Origin of the sequence: Methylorubrum subtropicum (assembly GCF_038442325.1) — a bacterium.
In the GTDB taxonomy this organism is placed as follows: Bacteria; Pseudomonadota; Alphaproteobacteria; order Rhizobiales; family Beijerinckiaceae; genus Methylobacterium; species Methylobacterium subtropicum.
Genome location: NZ_JBBXMW010000002.1, coordinates 312798 through 329111, shown reverse-complemented (window position 1 = coordinate 329111; position 16314 = coordinate 312798). Strand labels below are relative to the sequence as shown.

At 70.8% G+C, this 16314-nt stretch carries 15 protein-coding genes; 4 read left to right on the top strand and 11 right to left on the bottom strand.

What is annotated here, in order from left to right:
* Positions 1–48: 48 nt before the first annotated feature.
* From AAHG03_RS04445 to AAHG03_RS04405, 9 genes are all read right to left on the bottom strand, one after another.
* Positions 49–1008: a hypothetical protein gene (locus tag AAHG03_RS04445; RefSeq protein ID WP_342149052.1), complete on the bottom strand. Its 960-nt coding sequence runs from the start codon at positions 1006–1008 to the stop codon at positions 49–51.
* A 260-nt stretch (positions 1009–1268) separates the two neighbouring features.
* Positions 1269–2012 (bottom strand): SDR family NAD(P)-dependent oxidoreductase, encoded by a 744-nt coding sequence (locus tag AAHG03_RS04440; RefSeq protein WP_342149051.1) that lies wholly within the window; start codon positions 2010–2012, stop codon positions 1269–1271.
* Positions 2009–3373, bottom strand: coding sequence for a class I adenylate-forming enzyme family protein (locus AAHG03_RS04435; RefSeq protein WP_342149049.1), 1365 nt, complete (start codon positions 3371–3373; stop codon positions 2009–2011). The genes AAHG03_RS04440 and AAHG03_RS04435 overlap by 4 nt, the downstream gene beginning before the upstream one ends.
* Positions 3374–3378: 5 nt before the next feature.
* Positions 3379–3636: an acyl carrier protein gene (locus AAHG03_RS04430; RefSeq protein ID WP_342149048.1), complete on the bottom strand. Its 258-nt coding sequence runs from the start codon at positions 3634–3636 to the stop codon at positions 3379–3381.
* 23 nt (positions 3637–3659) lie between these two features.
* A complete protein-coding gene (locus AAHG03_RS04425; RefSeq protein ID WP_342149047.1) occupies positions 3660–4610 on the bottom strand; it encodes an alpha/beta hydrolase in 951 nt (316 codons plus the stop codon).
* Positions 4611–4625: 15 nt separating this feature from the next.
* Complete coding sequence (locus AAHG03_RS04420) at positions 4626–5558, bottom strand: amino acid--[acyl-carrier-protein] ligase (protein WP_342149045.1); 933 nt, start codon at positions 5556–5558, stop codon at positions 4626–4628.
* Positions 5559–5596: 38 nt separating this feature from the next.
* On the bottom strand, positions 5597–6793 hold the full coding sequence (locus tag AAHG03_RS04415) for an acyl-CoA dehydrogenase family protein (RefSeq protein WP_342149044.1): 1197 nt from the start codon (positions 6791–6793) through the stop codon (positions 5597–5599).
* A gap of 59 nt (positions 6794–6852) precedes the next feature.
* The gene (locus tag AAHG03_RS04410; RefSeq protein ID WP_342149043.1) at positions 6853–7125 is read right to left on the bottom strand and encodes a phosphopantetheine-binding protein; all 273 of its coding nucleotides are present in this window, start codon (positions 7123–7125) and stop codon (positions 6853–6855) included.
* 153 nt (positions 7126–7278) lie between these two features.
* Positions 7279–7863: a flavin reductase family protein gene (locus AAHG03_RS04405; RefSeq protein ID WP_412759715.1), complete on the bottom strand. Its 585-nt coding sequence runs from the start codon at positions 7861–7863 to the stop codon at positions 7279–7281.
* A 259-nt stretch (positions 7864–8122) separates the two neighbouring features.
* Between AAHG03_RS04405 and AAHG03_RS04400 the strand changes: the two genes are divergently transcribed.
* The gene (locus AAHG03_RS04400; RefSeq protein ID WP_342149042.1) at positions 8123–9799 is read left to right on the top strand and encodes a thiamine pyrophosphate-binding protein; all 1677 of its coding nucleotides are present in this window, start codon (positions 8123–8125) and stop codon (positions 9797–9799) included.
* Positions 9800–9966: 167 nt separating this feature from the next.
* Here the strand turns inward: AAHG03_RS04400 and AAHG03_RS04395 are convergent, their stop codons facing one another.
* Both AAHG03_RS04395 and AAHG03_RS04390 read right to left on the bottom strand, forming a co-directional pair.
* Positions 9967–10830, bottom strand: a complete 864-nt coding sequence (locus AAHG03_RS04395) for a branched-chain amino acid aminotransferase (RefSeq protein ID WP_342149041.1) — start codon at positions 10828–10830, stop codon at positions 9967–9969.
* Positions 10831–10889: 59 nt separating this feature from the next.
* Complete coding sequence (locus tag AAHG03_RS04390; RefSeq protein WP_342149200.1) at positions 10890–11333, bottom strand: cupin domain-containing protein; 444 nt, start codon at positions 11331–11333, stop codon at positions 10890–10892.
* Positions 11334–11778: 445 nt separating this feature from the next.
* On the opposite strand from AAHG03_RS04390, the gene AAHG03_RS04385 reads away from it, so the two are divergent.
* The 3 genes from AAHG03_RS04385 to AAHG03_RS04375 all read left to right on the top strand — a co-directional run bounded on the left by AAHG03_RS04385 (position 11779) and on the right by AAHG03_RS04375 (position 16167).
* A complete protein-coding gene (locus AAHG03_RS04385) occupies positions 11779–13071 on the top strand; it encodes an O-acetylhomoserine aminocarboxypropyltransferase/cysteine synthase family protein (RefSeq protein ID WP_342149040.1) in 1293 nt (430 codons plus the stop codon).
* A gap of 48 nt (positions 13072–13119) precedes the next feature.
* Positions 13120–14115 (top strand): homoserine O-succinyltransferase MetA, encoded by a 996-nt coding sequence (metA, locus tag AAHG03_RS04380; protein ID WP_342149039.1) that lies wholly within the window; start codon positions 13120–13122, stop codon positions 14113–14115.
* 258 nt (positions 14116–14373) lie between these two features.
* The gene (locus tag AAHG03_RS04375) at positions 14374–16167 is read left to right on the top strand and encodes a long-chain-acyl-CoA synthetase (RefSeq protein ID WP_342149038.1); all 1794 of its coding nucleotides are present in this window, start codon (positions 14374–14376) and stop codon (positions 16165–16167) included.
* Positions 16168–16314 lie beyond the last annotated feature (147 nt).

Below are 16314 nucleotides of genomic sequence, written 5' to 3'. Positions count from 1 at the left end.
GGGAGAGGGGGACGCGTTTGCAAGGTTGAAGATCAATTTGGAGGCCGCTCACGCCCCGAACAGAACGATCTCCGTATAGGCCAGATCGCCCGCCATCGGCGGGTTGGGGCCGCGGGCGAATTTGGGGGCGCGGCCGGGGAAGTAGCGGCCGGGGAGGTCGGTGCGGCGCTCCAGGGCGTCGAGGACGAACCAGGGCATGGCGCGGCGCAGGAGCAGGTGCCGGCCGACGGCGCCGAGGCAGGACGCGAGATCGAGACCGGGCGAATGGTAGACGAGTTGGAGGCCGGGGAAGCGCAGCCAGCCGAGCCGGCCCCGCAGCACCTTGATGGCGCGGCGCTGGAACAGCAGCGCGCCGGCCCCTTCGCCGTCCGACCAGACGAGGCCGAGGCAGCCGTAGGAGACGTGGTCGGCGACCAGCCGGGCTTCCGCCTCGGGCAGCAGCGCCAGGGTCTCGGGCGAGACGGCCCGCGCCCGGCCGCGGTGGCGGCCCAGCCACGGCAGGGTCAGCATCTGGCCGGCGCAGATTGTCTTGAAGCCGCGGGCCTTGTGCATTGCCCAGGTCTGCGGCGCGGGCGAGACGTTGACGTAGGTCACCGCCTTGTCGCGCATGGCGAAGCCGTCGAGGAGCGTGCCCAGCGAGCGGTATTCCGGCTTCACGTACCAGCTCGACAGGTTGCAGCGCCAATGCGTGCCGGTCGCGTCCTCGACGGCGCGGTAGAGCGCCAGCAACACGCCGACGGGCTCGCCCTCCCGCTCCACGAGGTAGCCGTAGCGCGGCACGCCGTCGGGCAAGTTCTGGGCGCGATGACGGGCGAGACCCTGGCGCCAATAGGCCTCCGAACGGTCGGAAAAGCCCGCGCGCAGCAGGCCGATCACCGCGTCGAGGTCGGCTTCCTCGATGGTGCGGCAGCGCGTCTTGGCGCGCGGTTTGACCGGCTCCGGTGCGGCCGGGAGCGTCTCCGGCTGGGCGAAGACGGGGACATCATCGGCGTCGGACAGGGCTAACATCGGCGACACTCGCGGAGCTTCGCTGAGCTTGGGGCCCGGGGCGGATGCGGGGGGCATCCGTTCGGATCGGGAGTCAGGTCGGCGGTGGGTTCGGGGACGGGGAAGGGCTGGGTTCATCCCACCCACCCCCCTCATCCTGAGGTGCCGCGTCAGCGGCCTCGAAGGAGGGCTCCAGAGGAATGCTGAGCGAACTGGAGGGCTCCTTCGAGGCTTCGCTTCGCTCGCACCTCAGGATGAGGGGGATGGGTGGGAAGGTGAAATCAAGCGGTGCTGCCGGCGTCGATCGTCAGCACGGTTCCGGTGATGTTGCGGGCCTTGTCGGACATCAGGTAGGCGACGGCATCGGCCACGTCCTGCGGCTCGGCGAGGCGCTTGAGGGCGCTGCGGTTGGCGACCCGGCCGCGTTCGGCCTCGTCCATCCCCTCCGTCAGCGCCGTCTCGATGAAGCCCGGCGCCACCGCGTTGACCGTGACTCCGAGCCGGCCGACCTCGCGGGCAAGCGACTTGGTGAAGCCGATCATCGACGCCTTGGTGGCGGCGTAGACCGAGAGCGCGTTGTAGCCGGTGAAGGCGATGATCGAGCTGACGTTGACGATGCGGCCGGCACCCGCCGTCATCATGCCGCGGGCGAGGTACTTGGTCAGCACCATCGGGGCGACGGTGTTGAGGTGGACCAACTCGGCGATCTTCTTGGCCGGCATAGTGGTGAGCAGGCCCGGCGTGCCGAGGGCGGCGTTGTTGACGAGGCCGTAGACCGGCCCGTGCTCCGCCTTGATCCGCTGGACGAGTCCTTGCAGCGCGTCGATCTCGCCGAGATCGGCGGCCATGAATTGAATCGCGCCGAAGGGGGCGACCTCGCAGGCCGCCTCCAAAGCCTCGCTCGGGCGCCGCGCCAGGGCGACCACGCGATACCCTTCGGCGGCCAGCGTCGAGGCCATGGCGAGGCCGAGGCCCCGGCTCGCTCCGGTGACGACGACGAGGCGGCCTTCACGGATTTCGGTCACGGCATCCTCCGCACCAGCTTGCCGCCCGAGGTGAGCGGCAGGTCGTCGACGAAGCGCACGCTCGCCGGCACCTTGTGGCCGGAGAGCCGCGGGCGGCAATGGGCGATGATCGCCTTCTTGAGCGCCGCCGGGTCGGCGGCATCGGTGCCGGCGCGCAGGACCACTTCGGCCTCGACCACGGCGCCGAGGATGGGGTTGGGCCGCGCCCGCACGCGGGACATCGACACGCTCGCGTGCAGGTTGACGACGGCCTCGACCTCTTCGGGCTGCACCTTGGCGCCGCCGACATTGATGACGCCGCTGCGTCGCCCGAGGAAGTGGAAGCGCTCACCGCGCCGCTCGACGAGGTCGCCGGTATCGACGAAGCCGTCTTCCGCCATCAGCGGCTCGGGCGCGCTCCCGAGGTAGCGCCGGCCGGTGCGGCCGGAGCGGACGTAGAGCGCGTCGTCGCGCACCGCGATCTCGATGCCGGAGCGCGCGCCGATCAGCGAGGCCGGGAACCCCTCGCGCCCGTCCTCGACGGTGAAGCCGACGCCGCCCTCGGTCGAGGCGTAGGCATGCGCCATGCGGGCCTCGGGGAAGGCGGCGCGCAGGAGGTCGAGCACGGTCTGGTCGGCGATCTCGCCCGACAGCCGGACGTAGCGCGGCGCGAGCTTGGTCAGCGCGTTGCTCATCAGGGCGAGGCGCCAGTGCGAGGGCGTGCCAAGGATGTGGGTGACTTGCCGCTCGCCCGCGCGGATCAGATAGTCGCGCACCGGCTCGTGCCGGTCGGACAGCACCAGCGAGGCCGGGGCCAGCATCGCGCGTAGAAACACCTGGAGGCCGCCGTAGCGGCGGATGTCGTAGAAGGTGGACCAGACCGTGCCGGGTTCGGGCGCGGCGGACGTGTTGATGCCGCCGGCCAGCCCGTCGAGGGTGTGGGCCACGAGCTTCGGGGCGCCGGTGGTGCCGGAGGTGGCGAGCGCCCACTCGGTCTCTCGGCCGGTCTCCGCCGAAGCCTTCGCGGCGGCCTCGATGTCGATGCGGGGCAGGCCGGGCAGGTCGCCCTCGGGCAGCCCTTCCGCGTCGCAGACGACGATTTCGGCCTCGGAGTCGGCGGCGATGCGGGCGACGTGCTCCGGGGCGAGCCCCGGCGGCACCAGGGCGAGGCGGGCGACGAGGCCGTCGAGGGCCAGCATCGCGCGGGCCGCCGCCATCTGCCCGCCGACGGCGAGCAGCACGCGCTTGCCGGCGAGTTCCTGGCTGACCGACGCGTCGGTTTCGCCGAACACGATCCCGGCGAGATCCCTTTTCTCGCGGAGATCGGACAGGAACAGGCCGTCCAGCCCGCCCGCCCTCGAAAGCGTCTCGCGCAGGATCATGGCGCTTACGCCGCCTTCCGGGCCGCGGCGCGGTCGTAGAGGGCGACGAGGTCGCCGACCGTCACGGGCAGGTCGTCGGCCTCCATCTCGGAGAACGGATCGGCGCCGGTCAGGTCCTCCATGCGGGCGACCAGCAGGGCGAAGCAGAGCGAGTCGAACTCGGTCTCCAGCATCACGAGGCCGTCGGTGATCGGCGGCATCCGCTTCTCCTGCTCGGCGGCGACGGCGGCGATCTCGGCGTGGACGGTGGAACGCAGGGACATCGGATACTCCACAGGTCGAAAGGTCAGGCGTTGGGCGCGGGGCTTCGCAGGAGGCCGGCGAAATCGCGCGCGATCTCGGACAGGATCGGTCGGGAGCGGGGGACGAGGCGCCCGAGGCCGTAGAAGAAGTGGATCATGCCGGCATGGCGCGCGTGGACGACCGGCACGCCCGCGCGGGTCAGGCGCTCGGCATAAGTCTCGCCGTCGTCGCGCACGGGGTCGTACTCGGCCGTGTGGATGTGGGCCGGCGGCAGGCCGGTGAATTCGGTTTCGCGCAGGGGGCAGAAGCGCGGGTTCGGCAGGGCCTCCGATCCGCAGGCCGCGAGGTCGCCCTGGATCGTCGCCTCGTCGAGGAAGTAGCCGCGGGCGAAGTCGCGGCGGGACGCGCCAGCGCCGTGGACGTCGAGGACCGGGCAAATCAGGAGCTGGGCGGCGAGTGCTTTGCCGACTCCCAAAAATTCCTGGCAGACGCGGGCGGCAAGGCCCGCGCCAGCCGACTCGCCGCCGACGGCCAGCCGCGCCGGATCGATGCCGAGGTCGGCCGCGTGCTCCATGACCCAGCGGGTCGCGGCGAGCGCGTCGTCGAGGCCGCCCGGAAACGGGTGCTCGGGGGCGAGCCGGTACTCAACCGCGACCACCCGCATCCGGCCTGAATCGCAGAGCGTGCGGCACATCGCATCGTGGGTGTCGAGGTCGCCGGTGACGAGGCCGCCGCCGTGCAGGAAGACGAGGCCGGGGCCGGGTGTCTCGCTCTCTGGCGCCTCGCCCTCCGGCGCGTAGAGCCGAAGCGCCAGCGCCCCACCGGGGCCGGGCATGGTGAGGTCGCGCACGCTCATCGGGCCGGTCGCGAGGCCGGCGGCGGCGAGGCGCGAGAGCCCGCGCAGGCCCTCGCGCCGGGCGGGCAGATCGATGCCGCCCGTGCCCCCGAGCGCCATCATGTCGAGGAAGCGGCTGACATGCGGGTCGAGGGCCATCGCGGCGGTTCTCTTTCAGAGCTTCAGCGCGGCGCGGACGGAGGCCGGCCAGTCGGCCAGCGTCGCGCCGTGGGTGGCGAAGAGTGCGACGGCGAGGCGGTCCATGCCGAAGGCGACGCAGCCGGTATGGGCGGGCTCGCCGTCGGCGAGGTTGAGGCCCCAGGTCGTGCCGAAATGCTCGCGGTGATAGTTGAAGCTCATGCAGGCGGTGCCGGCGGCGGCCCCGCGCAGCGGGATCAGCAGCTCGAACTTCAGCGCCTGTTCGAGCTGGCTGAAGGCCATGATCTGGCCGAGCCGCCCGAAGAACGGATCGCTCGCGGTCTCGACCGTGTAGGTGAGGCCGAGTTCGTCGGCCATGGCGGTGGCGGTCGCGATCCAGGCCTCGCGGAAGGCGACGATCTGCTCCGGCGTGCCGATGCGGACGTATTCGCGCATGCGGAAGGATTGCAGCCGGTCGAGATGGCGCGAGGGCTCGCGGCGGAAGCAGTCGCAGGCGACGTCGAAGCGGTAGCCGGCTTCCGGCACCGCCCCGCGGGCTGCGGCGATCGGGTAGACCGGGTAGCAGGCGGCCGGGGTTAGGACGAGGTCGGCGGTCTCCAGGCCCTCGGTCCAGTCGCCGCCGTTCAGGTGGCGGTCGGCGTAGCCGCGGATTTCGGTCTCTGAGCCTTCGAGGCACGAGACGCAGCCCAGAAGATTCGGAAAGCTCTTGAGGTAGCCGTGGCGCTCCAGATGCGCGCGGCTCATCACCGGCGGGAAGCGGAACACTTCCGTGCCCTCGTCGCGGCGGGCCGAGATGAAGGCGGCCAATGCCTCGACCACCGACTCGTAGGCGCCGGTGCGGGCGTAGACGCCTTGCGCGTTCATTGGCTTGAACATCGCGTCGAACAGGGAGTCGAGCGGATCGGTCGCGGGCGGGGCGGCCGGCGCGTTCATCACAGGCATGTTCATGGCGGCAATCTCTCGAAGAATGAGGGCGGGGGAGGGGATCAGGCGCCGAGCGAGGCGGCGACCGGGGACATCAGGGTCGCGGTGGCGAGGTTGGCGACGATGCGGTCGTTGTGGATCATGATCGGCGCCGAGAGGATGTCGCGCAGCGCGCGCCCGACGCTGAAGGCGCCGTCCTGGCGGTAGCCGGCGAGCCCGTTGGCCCGCATCGCGCTCGACACCGCGGCGACGGCGAGTTCGGAGACCTCGACCTTGAGCATCGTGATCGCGGTCTGGAAATCGAGGCCGGCGAGGGCCGCCGCGTCGTCGCCCGCGGCCTCGAACCGGTCGAGACCCTGGACGATCAGCGCGCGGGCCTGCTTCAGGCTCGACACGGCGCGGGCGTAGTGGAGCGCGCCGGGAGGGGCGACGCCGCCCGCGCCGCGCATGGCGGTGCGGGTGAAGGCCTGGGCGCGGTCGACGGCGCTGGCGGCGATACCGGCCCATGCGCTCGACCAGAGGATGTGCGAGACCGGCGTCATGGTCTGGTTGTGGACATCGCCGTAGCGGGCGGAGAGCACCTGCTCGGGCCGGCCCTTGGCGACGAGGCGGAACCCGCTGCTGCAGGTGCCGCGCATGCCGAGCGTCTCCCAGCCGCTGAGGCGCTCCAGCGTGTAATCCTCCTTGAGGAACACGCAGAGCACCTGATCGGAGGCGGCGGCGTCCGCGTTGCGGCGGGCGACGGTGACGACGCCGTCGGCCTGGGCGCCGTAGGAGATCACGGTGGCGGCCCGCTCCAGACTCACGCTCTCGCCGTCGCTCTCGATGGCGGCGGCCGAGGAGCGGACGTTGCCGCCGCCCTGGCCCTCGGTCGTGGAGGAGGCCAGCAGCAGTTGCTCGTCGGCAATGCGGCGGATCAGGCCGTCGCGCCACGCATCACCCCGGCCGTGCCGGGTCAGGCAGGCTACCTTGGTCTGGTGCATGGCAAAAATCATCGCCGTCGAGGCGCAGGCGCGGCCGAGGGCGTAGCAGATGTCGGCGAGCGCCCGGATCGTGGCGCCCTCGCCGCCGAGTTCGATCGGCACCGCGGCGCCCAGCAGGCGCTGTGATTTCAGCGCGGCGACCGCCTCCTCGGGGAAGCGCCCGTCGCGGTCCACCGCCTCGGCGTGGAGGGCGGCCACCGCCGCCACCGCGGCGGCGCGCGCGGTGAGGTCGGTGGCGAGGACGTCGTCGGGGCCGGTCATCGGCTGGATGGTCATGGCTTGGCTCCCCAGAAATGAAGCCGGCCGCGCCGGCAGTTCTTGCAGTCTTCGTCAGGTCAGGCGGACGGGGCCGCCTTCACGGTCTCGACCATCCGGGCGATGGTCTCGATCGAGTAGAAGTTCTTCGGGGTCAGCGCCGCGGGCGGGATCATGATGTCGAACTCGGCCTCGACCGCGATCATCAGGTTCACCAAGTCGAGCGAGGACAGGCCGACATCGACCAGCGCGTCGCCCGCGCCGAATTCCGGCTTGATCGCGTGCCGCCCGGCGATCTCGTAGGCCAGACCCATCGTCCGGTTCGCCACGGTCTCAATCATCATCTCCGACATGGTGTCTCGCGCCTCTTGTCCGTTGCAGTTCTGGTGATGGGCTGCGACCTGTCCGGCGGCGATACAATCATCGCCGCGATAAGGTCTCTTCCGAATTTTCGAATCAATCCGAATTTCGATGTTAAGTATTGGTTCAGTTAATCGAATGCTTCGCTACGGCGGCGACAGGTCGATGAAGTTGCCGCCGCCGTAGACCAGCGCGCCGGCCTCGCCGCCGAGGCGCACCTCGCGCACGGCGCCGAGGAGGATGGCGTGGCTGTGCCGCTCGATGACCTCTTCGAGGTCGCAATCGATGATCGCCTGCGCCTCGGTGAGGCCGGACGCGCCCGACGCCATGGTGGTCCACTCGGCGCCGGCGTAGCGGGCGGGACCGCGCAGCGCCCCGATTCCGGCGAAGCGCTCGGCGACGGGGCGGTGCCCGGCGGCCAGGATGCTGACGCAGAAATGCTGGCGCTTGACGATCACCGGCCAGGTCGAGGAGGCGCGGTTGACGCAGACCAGCATGGTCGGCGGATCGACCGAGAGCGAGACCGCCGAGGTGGCGGTGAGCCCGACCCGGTCCTCGCCGCTGCCCGCGGTGACGACGACGACCCCGCCGACGAGGCGGCGCATCGCCTGCTTCAGCAGGCCGGCATCCGCCACCGGCGGGGGCGGCGCGTCGGGCGCGAGGCTCATCGCGGCAGCCTCCAGCGGATCGACCCGGACATTCGTCGCGAAGGAACTCCGGTACGCGGCCATGGCATCGACCATCCGAAAGAGCGGGGATTTCGTTCGAGGTCCGACCCGGTGACGCCCGCCGCATTCCGGTTCGAAACCGGACGTTATCGGTTGGCGCCTATGCCGATCCGGTCCTCGCGGCCTCTTCTGCAAATGAAGGGCCCGGCCGGAGGGGCCGAAATCTGTCCGTTCGCGGCACGAACGCGGGCTTGGACCGACGCACGGTCCCGATCCGGAACAGTTTTCCGGGCGGATGTCGCCCCAATCCGAGGTTCGCGCGATGTCCGATCCGACCCCCCGCACGGCCGCCCAGGCGCTCGTGGACCAGCTCGTCGCCAACGGCGTCGGCCACGTCTTCGCGGTGCCGGGCGAGAGCTACCTGCCGGTGCTCGACGCGCTGCACGAGTCCGGCATCCCGATCACGGTCTGCCGCCAGGAGGGGGGCGCGGCGATGATGGCCGAGGCCCACGGCAAGGCGACGGGCCGACCGGGCATCTGCTTCGTCACCCGCGGCCCCGGCGCCACCAACGCGGCGGCGGGCATCCACATCGCCCAGCAGGATTCGACGCCGATGATCCTGTTCGTCGGCCAGATCGAGCGGGGGCTTCGCGACCGCGAGGCGTGGCAGGAGGTCGATTACCGCGCGGCCTTCGGGCCGATCGCCAAATGGGCGACCGAGATCGAGACCGGCGCGCGCGTGCCCGAATACGTCTCCCGCGCCTTCCACACCGCCTGCGGCGGTCGCCCCGGCCCGGTGGTGATGGCGCTGCCCAAGGACATGCTGAAGGATCCCGTCTCCGGCCCGACCGCGCCGGCCTTCGTGCCGGTCGAGGCCGCGCCGGGCGTCGAGGACATGGAGCGGCTGGCCGCGCTGTTGGCGGAAGCGCAAAACCCCTTCCTCGTGCTCGGCGGCAGCCGCTGGGACGAGCGCGCCTACGCCGACATCCGCGCCTTCGCGGAAGCCTTCGATCTGCCGGTGGCGACGAGCTATCGCCGCCTGCCGCTGTTCGACCCGCTGCATCCGAACTACGCGGGCGACCTTGGCCTCGCCGCCAACCCCAAGCTCGTCGCGCGGGTGAAGGCCGCCGACCTGCTGATCGTGCTCGGCGGGCGGCTCGGCGAGGTGGCGAGCCAGATGTACTCGCTCCTCGACATCCCGGCCCCGCGCACGCGGCTCGTCCACATCCATCCGGGCCCGGAGGAATTGGGGCGGGTCTACGTCCCGCATCTGGCCATCAACGCCGGCCCGACCCGCACGGCCGCCGCGCTCGCGCGTCTGCCGGCGCCCGCCGCGACGCCGTGGTCGGAGGGCGCGCGGGCGGGCCATGCCGATTACCTCGCCTGGAGCGAGACGGCGACGCCGCAGCCCGGCGCGGTCAATTTCGGCGAGGTGATGATTCAGTTACGCGACGCGCTGCCCTCCGACGCGATCCTGTGCAACGGCGCGGGCAACTACGCCGCCTGGATCCACCGCTTCTACCGCTTCCGGCGGCTCGCCACCCACATGGCGCCGACCTCGGGCTCGATGGGCTACGGCGTGCCCGCGGCGGTCGCGATGAAGCGGCTCTACCCCGAGCGCATCGTGATTTCATTGAACGGCGACGGCGACTTCCTGATGAACGGCCAGGAATTCGCGACCGCCGTGCAGTACGGCCTGAACATCGTCTGCATCGTCGCCGACAACGCCAGCTACGGCACGATCCGCATGCATCAGGAGCGGGATTTTCCCGGCCGCGTCTGCGCCACCGATCTCGTGAACCCGGATTTTGCGGCCTATGCGCGGGCGTTCGGCGGGGTGGGGTTCACGGTGGAGCGGACGGAGGATTTTGCTGCCGCGCTCGATGCGGCGCTGGCGGCCAAGCGCCCGGCGATCATCCACGTGAAGATCGCGGTCGATGCCATCGCGCCGGGCGCGACGCTGACGGCGATAAGGGAGAAGGCGTTGGCGGGACGGTAAAAAAACCCTCCCCCCTCCGCGGGGGAGGGTGCCCGCGGAGCGGGCGGGAGAGGGGAAGCACGCTTCCGGAGATGGCTGGTCGAGCGCGGCCAAGCGGCACCGTCGCTCCCCTCTCCCGACCCCCTTCGGGGGCCACCCTCCCCCGCGGAGGGGGGAGGGAAGGGCGCTCAGTTCTGGCGCCCGTGCGCAAAGTCCCAATACAGCTGCCGCGCCAGCCGGAACATCGGCCCCGGCTCGAACCGCACGTCATCCAGCCCGGTCACCGGCGCGACCTTGGCGAAGTTGCCCGCGGTGAACACCTCGTCGGCACCCAAAAAGTCGTCGTAGCGCAGCGTCTTCTCCACCACCGTGACGCCCGCCCCCCGCAGGAGCGCGATCACCCGCGCGCGGGTGATGCCGGCCAGGAACACGCCGTTCGGCACCGGTGTGTAGACCACGCCGTCGCGCGCCAGGAAGGCGTTGGCGTTGGCGAATTCGGCGACGTTGCCGAGGCCGTCGAGCATCAGACAGTTGCCGAAGCCGCGCGACAGCGCCTCGGTGAGCGCGCGGGCGCCGTTCGGATAGAGGCAGCCCGCCTTGGCATCGACCGGGGCGACTTCGATGGAGGGGCGGCGGAAGGGAGAGAGCGTCGCGCGCACGCCCGACGGCAGCGGCATCGGCGCGGTGTAGATCGACAGGCACCAGTTGGTGGAGGCGGGATCGAACCGGACGCCGCCGGCGAACCCGCTTTCGGCCCAGTACATCGGCCGGATGTAGAGTTCCGCGTCGGTTGCGAAGCGCGACAGCCCCTGCGCGACGAGATCGGTCCACTCCGCCACCGACACCTTGGGCTCGAGGCCGAGCGCCACCGCCGAGCGGTTGACGCGGGCCAGATGCAGGTCGAGGTCGGGCGTGACGCCCTCGAAGGCGCGGGCGCCGTCGAACACCGTCGAGCCGAGCCAAGCGCCGTGGCTGCGCGGGCCCATGATCCGGACGTTGCCGGGATGCCACGCGCCCTCGAAGAAGGTCCAGGTGTCCGTGTCCTGCGTCATGGCACGCGCCTCGAAGGAAGGGGGAAGCGGGGCCGCCAACGAGCGGCCCCGAGGCTGGGTCAGGCCGCTTCGAGCAGGCCGCCGCCGGTTGCCGGCGCGGACTTGCGGCGCAGCATCTTCTTGGCCTTGGCGAAGGCGCGCAGCGCCAGCGCGAGATACTTCGGCTGGGTCTGGCGGCAGAAGGCGACCTTCCGCACGTAGCTCTCGACATGCCAGTGGCAGACCGCGCCGCGGGGGATGAACAGCACGTCGCCGGCCACGAAGGTCTTGGCCGGGTTGATGCCGTCGCTGATCGTGGCCGAGCCTTCGAGGAAGTGGATCGTCTCGTCGATGTCGTAATGCCACTCGAACTTTCCGGCGGTGCAGTCCCAGACGAGCGTCCAGGCCAGGCGGTCGGCGCTGCGCGACAGCATGGTGTTGCGCGCGATCGGCATCCCCTCGTGAATCCAGCTCGGCTCGATCGGGGCCGGCCGCAGATCGCCCGTCGTCACGGACGCAATCATCGGGGTGGTAGACACGTCTTCCTCGCTCAGAAATCGGGTGGGGCGTCCAGGACCACTCCGGAGGCGCCCCGATCCAGCACCACCACAGACGACTTGATCTTGCAAGATCGTCTTCGCGATATGCCTAACGCGTTCGATGCCAGAACTGGAATTCGGGCCGAATCGTGACTTGGCTGTAGAGTAGAGGGCCCGAAACGATACGTTCGGCTCATCCGGGGACAGCGTTTCTACGTAGAATTCCGCAACCATGCGGCGGGAAAGACGGCCCTCAGGCTGTGGGCTGCGCGGCCATCCCCCTGATCTTTCACCAAAATCAACCGGCGAGCGCGACCGTGCAGGCCTCGCCGGGCACTGCTGATTGCGTGCCGTTTCGGCACATTCCGGCGTGGTCCCGGCCTTGCGGCAGGCCCGCCGACCCTCGGGTTCCGTAGGACGACACAGCACCATGCGCAGCGAAACCATCGCGGTCCACGCCGGCTTCGAGCACGATCCGACCACCCACGCGGTCGCCGTGCCGATCTACCAGAGCGTCGCCTACGCATTCGACAGCGCCGACCACGGCGCCGCCCTGTTCAATCTCGAGGAAGAGGGTTTTCGCTACAGCCGCATCGCCAACCCGACCGTGAACGTGCTGGAGCGGCGCGTGGCGGAACTGGAGGGCGGCCATTCTGCGCTCGCCGTCGCCACGGGGCAGGCGGCGCTCCACTACGCCATCGCGACGCTGGCCGACCACGGCGGCAACATCGTCTGCGTGCCCCAGCTCTACGGCACCACACACACGCTGCTGGCCCACGTGCTGCCGCGCCAGGGCATCGTCACCCGCTTCGCCGCGAGCGACCGGCCCGAGGACATCGAGCGGCTGATCGATGGCGAGACCCGCGCGGTCTACTGCGAGTCGATCGGCAACCCGGCCGGCAACATCTGCGATATCGAGGCGCTCGCAAAGGTCGCCCACGCCCACGGCGTGCCGCTCGTCGTCGACAACACCGTACCGACGCCGATCCTGATGCGGCCGATCGATTACGGGGCCGACATCGTCATCGCCTCGCTCACCAAGTTCATGGGCGGGCACGGCACCACCCTCGGCGGCATCGTGGTCGATTCGGGCAATTTCGACTGGGCCGCGTACCCTGAGCGCTTCCCGCAATTCTCGACACCGGACGTGTCGTATCACGGCCTCGTCTACAGCGAGCGGTTCGGCCGCGGCGCGTTCGCGGCCCGCGCCCGCAGCGTCTACCAGCGCACCACCGGCGCGGTGCTCCCCGCCATGTCGGCCTTCCTGCTGCTGCAAGGCATCGAGACGGTGGCGCTCCGCGTCGAGCGCCACGTCCAGAACGCCCGCAAGGTCGCCGAATACCTGCGGGCGCATCCGGGCATCGAGTGGGTCAACTACGCGGGCTTTCCCGACAGCCCCAACCACGCGATGGCGCAAAAATATCTCGGCGGCGAGGGCTCCTCGCTGCTGACGTTCGGCGTGAAGGGCGGGTTCGAGGCCGGCAAGACGGTCTACGACGCGCTGAAGCTCGTGAAGCGGCTCGTCAACATCGGCGACGCCAAGTCGCTCGCCTGCCACCCGGCCTCGACCACCCACCGCCAGATGACGCCGGACGAGCAGCGGGTCGCGGGCGTGCTGCCCGAGACCATCCGGATCAGCGTCGGCATCGAGCACATCGACGACATCGTCGCCGACCTCGACCAAGCGCTCGCCGCCGCCCGGCCCCTGGCGCTCGCGGCCTGACGCGTCGGCCAAACACGCCCGGCCCCACCCGTTCGAGAGGAGAGACGCATGCTGGAACACGCTGCCTCCGGCGAGGCCGGCTTCGCCGAGACCGCTCCGCCGCCCCGGTTCGAGGCGGCGGCCCCCGCGCCGCGCCTGCGGATCGGGCTCCTCAACAACATGCCGGACACCGCGCTCGTCCAGACCGAGCGCCAGTTCCGGCGCCTCATCGGCGGGGACGTGGAGCTGAGCTTCTTCAGCCTCGCCTCGGTGCCGCGCGGGCCGCTGGCCCGCGCCCATCTCGACCGGTTCTACGCGCCCCACACCGCGCTCGCCGCGGCCGGGCTCGACGCGCTGGTCGTCACCGGCTCCGAGCCGAAGGCCGCCCGCCTCGACGAAGAACCCTATTACGCCGACTTCACGGAAGTCGTGGATTGGGCCGCCCGCGGCACGGTCTCGACGCTGTTCTCGTGCCTCGCCGCGCATGCCGCCGTGCTGCATCTCGATGGCATCGAGCGCCGACCGATGGCGACGAAGTTCTCCGGCGTCTATGCCTGCGCGGCGTCGAGCGTGCATCCGCTGCTCGCCGGCCTGAGCCCGCTGATGCCGGTGCCGCATTCGCGCTGGAACGACCTGCCCGAGGCCGAGCTGACCGCCAAGGGCTACACGGTGCTGCGCCGCTCGGAGGATGTCGGCGTCGATCTGTTCATCCGCGAGGGCGCGAGCCTGATGGTGTTCCTGCAGGGGCACCCGGAATACGACGCGGACACGCTGGCGCGCGAATACCGCCGCGACATCGGCCGCTTCCTCGACGGCAGCCGCGACACCTGCCCGGACCTGCCCGAACATTACTACACCGCCGACGCGGCCGAGCAGCTGGCCTTCTTCGCCGACCGCGCCCGCCGACACCGCGCCCCGGCGCTCCACGCCGACTTCCCCGCCATGGACGCGACCCCGCCGCGCCCGGCCGCGTGGCAGGACGGGGCGGCGCGGCTGTTCCGGAACTGGCTCGCGCTGGTCGCGGCCAACCGTGCCCTGAGGGCCGCCGCCGAGGCGATGGCCTGACGACGCCTCCGGTTAACCCGCGCGGGCGAAGCTGAATCCCCTCTCCCCGCGTGCGGGGAGAGGGTCGCGACGACCCTGTCGTCGTCGCGACAAGCGGAAGCGAAGGTGAGGGGGACTCGACGGACGAGTCTCCTTCGGAAAAGCCCCCTCACACCTCGGCTGCCGCCTCGCTTCGGCGACGACGAGGTCGCCGAAGCCCTCTCCCCGCGTGCGGGGAGAGGGGATGCGCGTAACCGGCGCGACCGAACGGACACCATCATGACGACCCTGCACACCGCCCCGTCCCCCATCGCCCCGCCGCGTACCTCCTCCACCGCCGGCTGGATTGGCGCGCTGGAGCGCACCGCGCGCATCGACGCGAACCCGGACCGCATCTTCCCGCTCATCCTCGACACGGTCGCCGCCGAGCGGGCCGGCGCTCCGGCGCTGATCGGCACCGACGAGACCCTGACCCACGGCGATCTCGCCGCGCGGCGCCATCGCTACGCCCGCTGGGCGCTGGCCCAGGGGCTCGCCAAGGGCGACACCGTCGCGCTGATGATGCGCAACCGGCCTGATTACCTCGCGATCTGGCTCGGCCTGACCCGCGTCGGCGTGCGGGTGGCTTTGCTCAACACCAACCTGCGCGAGCGGGGGCTCGCCCACTGCATCGATACGGCCGCGCCGCGCCTCCTGATCGCCGCGACCGACCTCGCCGAGGCGGTCGAGGGCGCGTGGCCCCATCTCGCGTCGCCGCCCGAACTCTGCTGGCAGGGGGAGGGCGCCGAAGCCTCGCTCGCCGCGCAGGCCGCGCGGTTCGGGGCTGAGCCGCTCGGTGCCGACGAGGCGCCCGCGGTGAGCCTGCGCGACCCGGCGCTGCTGATCTACACCTCCGGCACCACCGGCCTGCCGAAGGCCGCCCGCGTCAGCCATCACCGCATCATGATGTGGACCCACTGGTTCGCGGGCCTCGCCGATCCGGGGCCGGACGACCGCATGTACGATTGCCTGCCGCTCTACCACAGCGTCGGCGGCGTCGTGGCGCCGGGCAGCGTCCTGCTCGGCGGCGGCTCTGTCGTCATTCGCGAAAAATTCTCGGCGAGCCGGTTCTGGTCGGACGTCGCGGAATCGGGTGCCACCCTGTTCCAGTATATCGGCGAGCTGTGCCGCTACCTGACGCTGGCCGCGCCCGACCCGCAGGAGCGCGCGCATTCGTTGCGCCTCTGCACCGGCAACGGCCTGCGCCCGGAGGTGTGGGAGCGCTTCCAGAAGCGCTTCGCGATTCCCCGCATCCTGGAGTTCTACGCCGCGACCGAGGGCACGCTCTCGCTCTACAACGTCGAGGGTCGGGTCGGCGCGGTCGGGCGCGTGCCGAGCTTCATGGCGCGGCGCTCGCCCGCCCTCATCGTCAAGCACGACATCGCCACCGGGCTCCCCCTACGTGACGCTAACGGGGCTTGCGTGCCCACCGAATTCGGCGAGGCGGGCGAACTTCTGGGCCGCCTGTCGGACAAGGCCGAATACACCTTCGAGGGCTATACCAACGCGTCCGAGAGCGACCGCAAGGTGCTGCGCGACGTCCTCAAACCGGGCGATGCCTGGATGCGCACCGGCGACCTGATGCGGCGCGACGCGCAGGGCTACTACTACTTCGTCGATCGCATCGGCGACACCTTCCGCTGGAAGGGCGAGAACGTCGCCACCACCGAAGTCGCCGAAGCGCTCGGCCGCACCGAGGGCGTCACGGAGGCCTGCGTCTACGGCGTCGCGGTGCCGGGCGCCGACGGCCGCGCCGGGATGGCCGCGTTGACCGTCGGCCCCGGCTTCGACCTCGCCCGGCTCCACGCCGACATGGCCGAGCGGCTGCCGGCCTACGCCCGCCCGCTGTTCCTGCGCCTGATGGACGAACTCGGCCACACCGAGACCTTCAAGCAGAAGAAGGCCGTGCTGGCGGAAGAGGGCTACGACCCGGCCCGCACCACCGACCCGCTCTACATCGACCGCGACGGCGCCTACCGCCCGCTCGATCCGGCGCTGTACGAACAGATCGCGGCGGGTGCCCTGCGGCTCTGAAGCATCGGCCCGAAAGGTGGAAACCGGCTTTCGGAAAAGCCGATGCGGCACAATCAAACAGAGCATCGTTCCGGATCCGAGATCCGGAACGATGCTCTGGGCCCGTTCCGTGTCGTCAATCCGCCACATCTCCACCGCTTCCTGATC